We start from the raw sequence: 7,697 nt of genomic DNA on the forward strand, positions 1-7,697 counted from the left end.
CGCCCGTGGGCGTCGGCCGCGATCTCGGGGATCTCGTCGCCGACCGGCGCCTCATGCACAACCGTCATCTCGAACCACTCCAAGGGTGAGGGAACCGTCCGAGCCCGCAGGCGGCGATCCGCTCCGCTGGGCGAACACATCTTCGGTCATGCACACTACTGAACCAGGAGGCATGATGGCGGACGGTTGATCAAGTTCACAGCTGTGCACGGGTGTTGTCGAGGCATCTGGCTGATACCACATCACCTCCGCCCGAAATCAGCGTCCGAATGGGCCGGAACCGATCGGTGTCAGGGATTTTCGCGGTCCGGCCGACGTGTGATCAGGTCCTGGGCAGGCCCGGGCGGATCGGGTGCATGGGAGGGAAGTTGACGGTGGGTGGAGCGGCACGCCGGACCGATTCCGTCGCTCCCTGTCCACCCTTGGTCAGCACAGTGCACCAATCGTTTACTTGACGATCGGTTAGATCTTGCAGGATTCTGTTCCGCGTAGGGCATGTCCATGGGTGTCGACAAGAGGGGAGGTCCCTGCATGGCCGGAAGCGGTCACCTCAGGGCCTTGACTCGCCGGACACCATGGAATATCCCCGCCCGGGCCGGCCTGTCCCGGGCTGCCGGCGGACGGAATGCCACACATCTCGGGGGCATTCGACAAGCGCAGGTCGAGGACTGCGCGAAAGACGGCCGCCGCGGTTGGGAGCGCATCAAAACACGAACCGACACGCAATCCGGCTGATCGCCACCCAGGGCGAGTCGGGTTGCGTCGCGCCGAAAAGCCGTGGTCAGGCGAGGATCGGGCACCGGTCGGCGGCTGCCGGCAATGACGCCGGTCCGGTGTGCCTGTTGAACCCCGTCCGGAGTTCCGGCTCCGACACGTGCAATTGACGCTCGACGCCGAGGCACGCCCGCTGCCGTGGCACAGCCATGGAAGCAGTCCGTTACGGCCGGGGCACCGGGGATGTCAAGAGGGGTCTTCCCATGCAGAAGAACGACGTTGCTGTCATCGGCATAGCGTGCCGGTTTCCCGGGGCGGAGAACTACCGCCAGTTCTGGGACAACCTGAAACACGGTCGCTCGCACATCGGCGAAGTCCCTCAAAGCCGTTGGGACTGGAGGAAATACGCTTCTCCGGACGGCGATCCCGGTGCGGGACCGGCGCGTACGGGCATCAGCAAATGGGGCGGCTTCCTCACCGGCGTGGACGCCTTCGACGCGGCGTTCTTCCATCTCTCCCCGCTGGAGGCGGAGAGCATGGACCCGCAACAGCGAATCATGCTGGAACTCGCCTGGTCCTGTATCGAGGACGCCGCCGTCCGGCCCGAAGCACTGTCCGGAACCGATGTCGGAGTCTTCCTCGGTTCCTACAATCTGGACTACAAGGAACTGCAGGAACGGGAGCTCCGCGAGGTCGCGGCGCACCACTCCACGGGCACCGCCGGCGCCGTCATCGCCAACCGCGTCTCCCACTTCTTCGACTTCCGCGGGCCGAGTGTGACGGTCGACACGGCGTCCTCCGCCTCCCTGCACGCGCTGCACCTGGCCGTCCGGTCGCTGAACCAGGACGAGTGCGGCGTCGCGCTCGCCGGCGGGATCAACCTCGTGCTGACCCCGGGCCGGAACGTCTCCTTCTCCAAGAAGGGCATGCTCTCCCCGACCGGCTCCTGCAAGACCTTCGACGAGCGGGCCGACGGCTACGTCCGCGGGGAGGGCGCGGGGCTCGTCCTGCTCAAGCCGCTGGCCGACGCCGTCCGCGACGGCGACACCATCCACGGCGTCATCAAGGGCAGCGCCGCCAACCACAGCGGCCGCACCCGCACCCTGACCTACCCCAACGACGAGGCGCAGGCGCAGGTCATCGCGGACGCGATCCGCCGGGCGGGGATCTCCCCGGACACCATCGGCTACGTCGAGGCGCACGGGACGGGGACGCCGACCGGCGACCCGATCGAGATCCAGGGCCTGCTGAAGGGGTTCCGGGCGGCGCGCGGCGACGGTGCGCAGGCCGGCGCGGACGCGGAGGCCGGCGAGAAGGCGGACGCGGAGTCCGGCCGGTCGAACCACTGCGGCCTGGGCTCGGTGAAGCCGAACATCGGCCACCTGGAAGCCGCCGCGGGGATCGCCGGGTTCATCAAGGCCCTGCTGGCGATGGAGCACCGGCAGCTGCCGGGCCTGCACGACTTCCGGACCCTGAACCCGCGCATCGAGCTGGAGGGCACGCCGTTCCACATCGTGGAATCCCTGCGCCCCTGGAAGCCGCTGCTCTCCGAGACCGGTGAGCCCCTTCCGCGCCGCTGCGGCGTGAGCTCGTTCGGCTTCGGCGGCACCAACGCGCACGTCGTGCTGGAGGAGGCGCCACCACGCCCCGCCGCCACTCCGCAGCCCCGCCCCGGCTACCTGATCTGCCTCTCCGCCCGGACCACGACGGCGCTGGAGCAGCGGATCCGCGACCTGGCCGAGTGGCTCGACCGGGAGTGGCCCGGCACCGACCTGACGGACCTCAGCGCCACCCTGCTCCTCGGGCGCGAGCACCTCGACCGCCGGACGGCGCTGGTCGTACGCAGCGCCGACGAACTGCGGGTGAAGCTGAAACGCCTGCTGGAGGCCGGGCGGGCAAGGAACTGCTTCCACGATCGGGGCTCCGCCGGGCAGCCGGCCCCGGCCGACGGAGAGCAGTCCGAAGCACCCGGCCCCGAGGCCTCGGACGCGTTCCACCTCGGCGCGGACATCCCCGCCGACGAGTACACGGAACAGCTCCTGGCCCTGGCCGAGGCCTTCGGCGAGGGAGTCGACCGCCCCTGGGCGGACCTCTTCCCGGCCGTCGGGGCGCGAAGGCTCCGCCTGCCGACGTACGCGTTCGACCGGCGGCGCTTCTGGATCACCCCGGACGCCGCCGACGACGCCCCGGCCCCGGCCCCGGCCGGGGGCGCAGAGGCCGAGTACGAGGAAGCCAGGCACCAGGAAGCCGGGAACGAAGAACCAGCATCGGATGCGGGCGGGAACGCGCGCCACGGGGAGTGGGCAGGTTTGGGCGTCGAAGAGAGTGTCGAGGCGGATCTCCGCAGCATCGCGGGCGAGGTCCTGAAGCTCGCGGCCGACGAGATCCACCCGAAGGACCGGCTGACCGACCTCGGGTTCGACTCGGTCGGCAACACGCAGCTGGCCCTGCGGCTGAGCGGTCACTTCGGGATCGACGTCACGCCCGAGCTCTTCTACACCTACTTCACTCTGGAGATGGTCCGGGACCACCTCGTCCGGGACCACCGGGACGCGGTGCGGCGCACCTACGGGGTGGCCGGGGACGCCGCCCCCGCCGTGGCCGAGCCGGCGGTGCCCCGGGCCGAAGCCGCCCCCGCGCCCTCGTCGTCCGGTATGGCCGACGACGACGCCATCGCCATCATCGGGATGAGCGGACGCTTCCCCCAGGCCCGGACCGTCGACGAGTTCTGGAACCTCCTCGCCGAGGGCCGGGACGCGATCGGGCGGATACCCGCGGACCGGCTGGAGAGCTGGCGCAGCCCCCTCGACGTGACCGGCGTCAGGGCCGGATGGCTGCCCGGCGCGGCCGAGTTCGACCCGCTGTTCTTCGAGATCTCCCCCAAGGAGGCCGAGACCATGGACCCGCGGCAGCGCCTGCTGCTGCAGGAGTCCTGGAGGGCCCTGGAGGACGCCGGGTACGGGGCGAAGCAGCTCGGCGACAACACCATGGGCATGTTCGTCGGCGCCGAACAGGGCGACTACCAGCGCCTCACCGGGGACGAGGAGACACTCACCTCCGGCCACGACGGCATCCTCGCCGCCCGCCTCGGCTACTTCCTGAACTTCTCGGGCCCGGTGCTCAGCATCAACACCGCCTGCTCGGCAGGCCTGGCGGCCGTGCACCAGGCCTGCCTGAGCCTGCGCAGCGGCGAGTGCGACACCGCCGTCGCGGCCGGCGTCAACCTCCTGTCGACCTCCAAGTTCTTCGAGCACGCCACCCAGGCCGGCATGCTGTCGGAGGACGGCGTCTGCTACGCCTTCGACCGGCGCGCCAACGGCCTGGTGATGGCCGAGGCCGTCGCCGTCGTCGTGCTGAAGCCGCTGTCGAAGGCGGTCGCGGACGGCGACCGGATCCACGCGGTCATCCGGGCCAGCGGCGTCAACTACGACGGCCGGACCAACGGCATCACCGCGCCCAGCCAGCCGTCCCAGGCCGCCCTGCTGAACACCGTCTACGACCGGTTCGGCATCGACCCGGCCGGCATCGACCACGTGGTGGCGCACGGCACCGGCACCCGGCTCGGCGACCCCATCGAGGTCAACGCGCTCGCCGGCGTCTTCGGCCGCTACACCGACAAGAAGCAGTACTGCGCCCTGACCTCGGTCAAGACCAACGTCGGGCACACCCTGGCGGCCTCCGGCGTGGTCAGCCTGATCGGCCTGGTGCAGGCCCTGCGGCACGAGACGCTGCCCGCCAGCCTGCACTGCGAGCAGGAGAGCGACTACATCGACTGGGCCCACAGCCCGTTCTACGTCAACCGCGAGGCGCGGCCGTGGAAGGACGAGCCGGGCCGCAAGCGGCTGGGTGCGGTCAGCTCCTTCGGCATCAGCGGCACCAACGCCCATGTCGTGGTGGAGAGTTACGGTACCGACCCGGCCCGCTCCGGCGCCGGTGACCGCCCCTCCCAGCTGCTCGTGCTCTCCGCGAAGACCGACGAGGCGCTGCGGACCAGGGCCGCGGAGCTGCTCGCCGCCCTGCGTGCCGACGAGACCGGCCTCGACCGGATCAGCGCCACCCTGCTCGGCGGCCGGCACCACTTCGCGCACCGCTGCGCGCTGGTCGCCGGCACCCGGGCGGAGGCCGAGCAGCTGCTCCAGCAGTTCCTCGACGGCAAGAAGGCCCCCCAGCTGTTCCGCGGGGTGGCCGGCCGGGACTTCCAGCCGCAGGTCGCCCTCACCGAGTACGGCAACGAGCTCATCGCGCGCGCCGCCGGCGCGGTCGCGGACCGTGGCCGGTACCAGGACGCCGTCCGCGCCCTGGCCGACCTCTACACCCAGGGCTACGAGCTCGACTGGGAGCGGCTGTTCGGCGACCGGCCGCCGCTGCGCGCCTCGCTGCCCGGCTACCCCTTCGCACGCGAGACCTACTGGGCCGGGGCGAACGGGTCGCGCCCCGCCCTGCCGGCGGCCGGCCGGGCGGCGCGCCTGCACCCGCTGCTGGACAGCAACGAATCCACGCTCCACGCGCAGCGGTTCGGCAAGCAGCTGTCGAAGGACGAGTTCTTCCTCCGGGACCACGTCGTGGACGGCAAGATCCTGCTCCCCGGCGTCGCCCACATGGAGATGGCCTACACGGCCGCCCGGCTCTCCAGCGGCTCCGAGGCCGTGACGCTCCAGGACATCATCTGGGGCCACCCGATCGTCATGGAGGGCGACTCCCGGACGGTCAACATCGAGCTGAGCCCGCTCAAGCAGGACTCGCTGGAGTACCTCATCCACAGCGAGATCGACGGCAAGAGGACCGTCTTCTCCCAGGGCCGGGCCAACTACGCCGCGGAACAGCCCTCGCGGGTGCGGGGCAGCATCGACATCCCCGGCATCCTGGGGCGCTGCACCGGCCGCCAGGAGAACGCCGAGATCTTCGCGAGCTTCCGGGAGCTGGGCTTCGGCTACGGCGAGACCTTCCAGGCCATCGAGACCCTCCACTGCGGCGAGACCGAGGCCCTGGCCCGGATCGTGCTCGGCGACGGCCTGGCGGGCGAGTTCCCCGAGTTCACCATGCACCCCTCGCTCTTCGACGCCGCGCTCAACACCCTGCGGGGCATCGGCGAGCAGGACGGCGTGCTGAGAATCCCGTTCAGCCTCGAAGAGCTCGTCGTCTTCGCCCCGATCCCGAGCGTCTCCTACTGCCACGCCACGATCCACCGGATCGCCCGCGACGGCGCGGTCAGCGTCAACCTCGCGATCTGCGACGAGAACGGCGCCGAGTGCGTGCGGGCCACCGGCCTCGTCTTCAAGGAGTTCGCGGCCAAGAAGGACGAGGAACTGCACCTCTACGTCCCGCGCTGGATCGAGGGCACCGGCGAGAGCGCCGAGCAGGAGCCCGACTCCGCCGCCGGCGCGGAGCGCGTGCTGCTCGTCCTCGACGACGACGAGGCGCGCCCGGCGCGGCTCGCGGCCGGGCGCCCCGGCCGCGTCGTCCGGGTGACGGCCGGGCCGGCCTTCGCGGAGCCGTCCCCGGGCGTCTTCACCGTCGACCGCCGCAGCGGCGCCGACTTCGACCGGCTGGTGCGCACCCTCGACGAGCGGGGGCAGCTGCCGCACGCGATCGCCGACCTCTGGGCGCTGACGCCCGGTCAGTCCGGGCTCACCCTCGGGCTGGAGAGCCTTCGCCACCTCTTCCGGGCCGTGCACCAGGCCGGCATCGAGCACGAGATCCGGTACCTGGCCGTCCTGCCCGGCCGGCAGGGGTCGGGCGAGCAGGGAGCGGGCGAGCAGGGACCGGCCCGTGCGGCGGCGGAGGCGCTCTCCGGGTTCGCGCGCGCCATGACGCCCGTCAACCACCTGTTCCGGATGAACAGCCTCCAGCTCGACGCGGCCGCGGGCGCCGAGGCCGTCGCCGCCGGCGTGCTGCGGGAACTGCGCCTGGCCGAGGGCCCCACCGCGCGCGGCGGACACGAGATCCGGCACGCCGACGGCACCCGCTCCGAGCGGGTCCTCCAGCCGTGGAGCGGCGGCGGTCAGCCCGCGGCCTCGGCGCTGCCCCTGAAGGAGGGCGGCGTCTACCTGATCAGCGGCGGCGCCGGAGCGCTCGGGCTGCACCTCGCCGGCTACCTCGCCCAGCAGTGCCGGGCCAGGCTCGTCCTGCTCGGCCGCCGGCAGCCCGACGCCGAGCGGCGGGAGAAGCTCGCCGCGCTGGAGGCGGCCGGGGCCGAAGTCCTCTACCTCGCCTGCGACGTGGCCGACCGCGCCGACGTCGGCCGGGCGCTCGCCGCGGCACGCGAGCGCTTCGGCACGCTGGACGGCGTCTTCCACAGCGCCGGCCTCGTCGGCAGCGCGGGCGTCATGGAGGCCGGGCAGGCGGAGTTCGACGCCGTCCTGGCACCGAAGGTGCACGGCACCGTCCACCTCGACGAGCTGACGCAGCAGGACCCGCTGGACTTCTTCGTCCTCTTCTCTTCCATCGCCGCCTACGTCGGCGACTTCGGGCAGGGCAGCTACGCCGCCGCCAACCGCTTCCTCGACGCCTACGCCCACCAGCGGGAGGCGCTGCGGGCCGAGGGCCGGCGCCAGGGCCGGAGCATCTCGGTCAACTGGCCCTACTGGGACGAGGGCGGGATGCTCGGCGACATCGAGCAGGACGGCACGGCCAAGACCCTGTACTACGACTACTCGGGCATGCGCGGCCTCAAGACGGCCGAGGGCATCCGGGCGCTGCTGAGGATCCTGGTCTCCGGGGAGACCCAGGTCGTCGTGACCAAGGGCGAGCGGGCGAAGATCGAGAAGGTGCTGCGGGTGGCCGGCGCGGACCGCGCCAAGGCCGCCCGGAAGGCCCCGGCGCCGCGGGCGGCCGTGCCCGCCGCCGTGGTCCGCCCGTCGGCCCAGGCACGCGTGACCGTCCCCGTCCCCGTGGAGCCGGTGGCGGTTGTGGGTGGTGGTTCGGAGGAGTTGCTGGGGCGGACGGTCGAGTATTTGAAGGACCGTTTGTCGCAGGTGTTCCGG

General features: G+C 71.7%; 1 protein-coding gene. It reads left to right on the top strand.

All coding sequences use genetic code 11. The features are described from left to right. Positions 1-977 precede the first annotated feature (977 nt). Positions 978-7,697 (top strand): SDR family NAD(P)-dependent oxidoreductase (locus ACZ6NC_RS31750; RefSeq protein WP_465737306.1); only part of this gene is annotated, 6,720 nt, incomplete at its 3' end.

The sequence above is a fragment of the Kitasatospora sp. NPDC041988 genome (assembly GCF_055588525.1).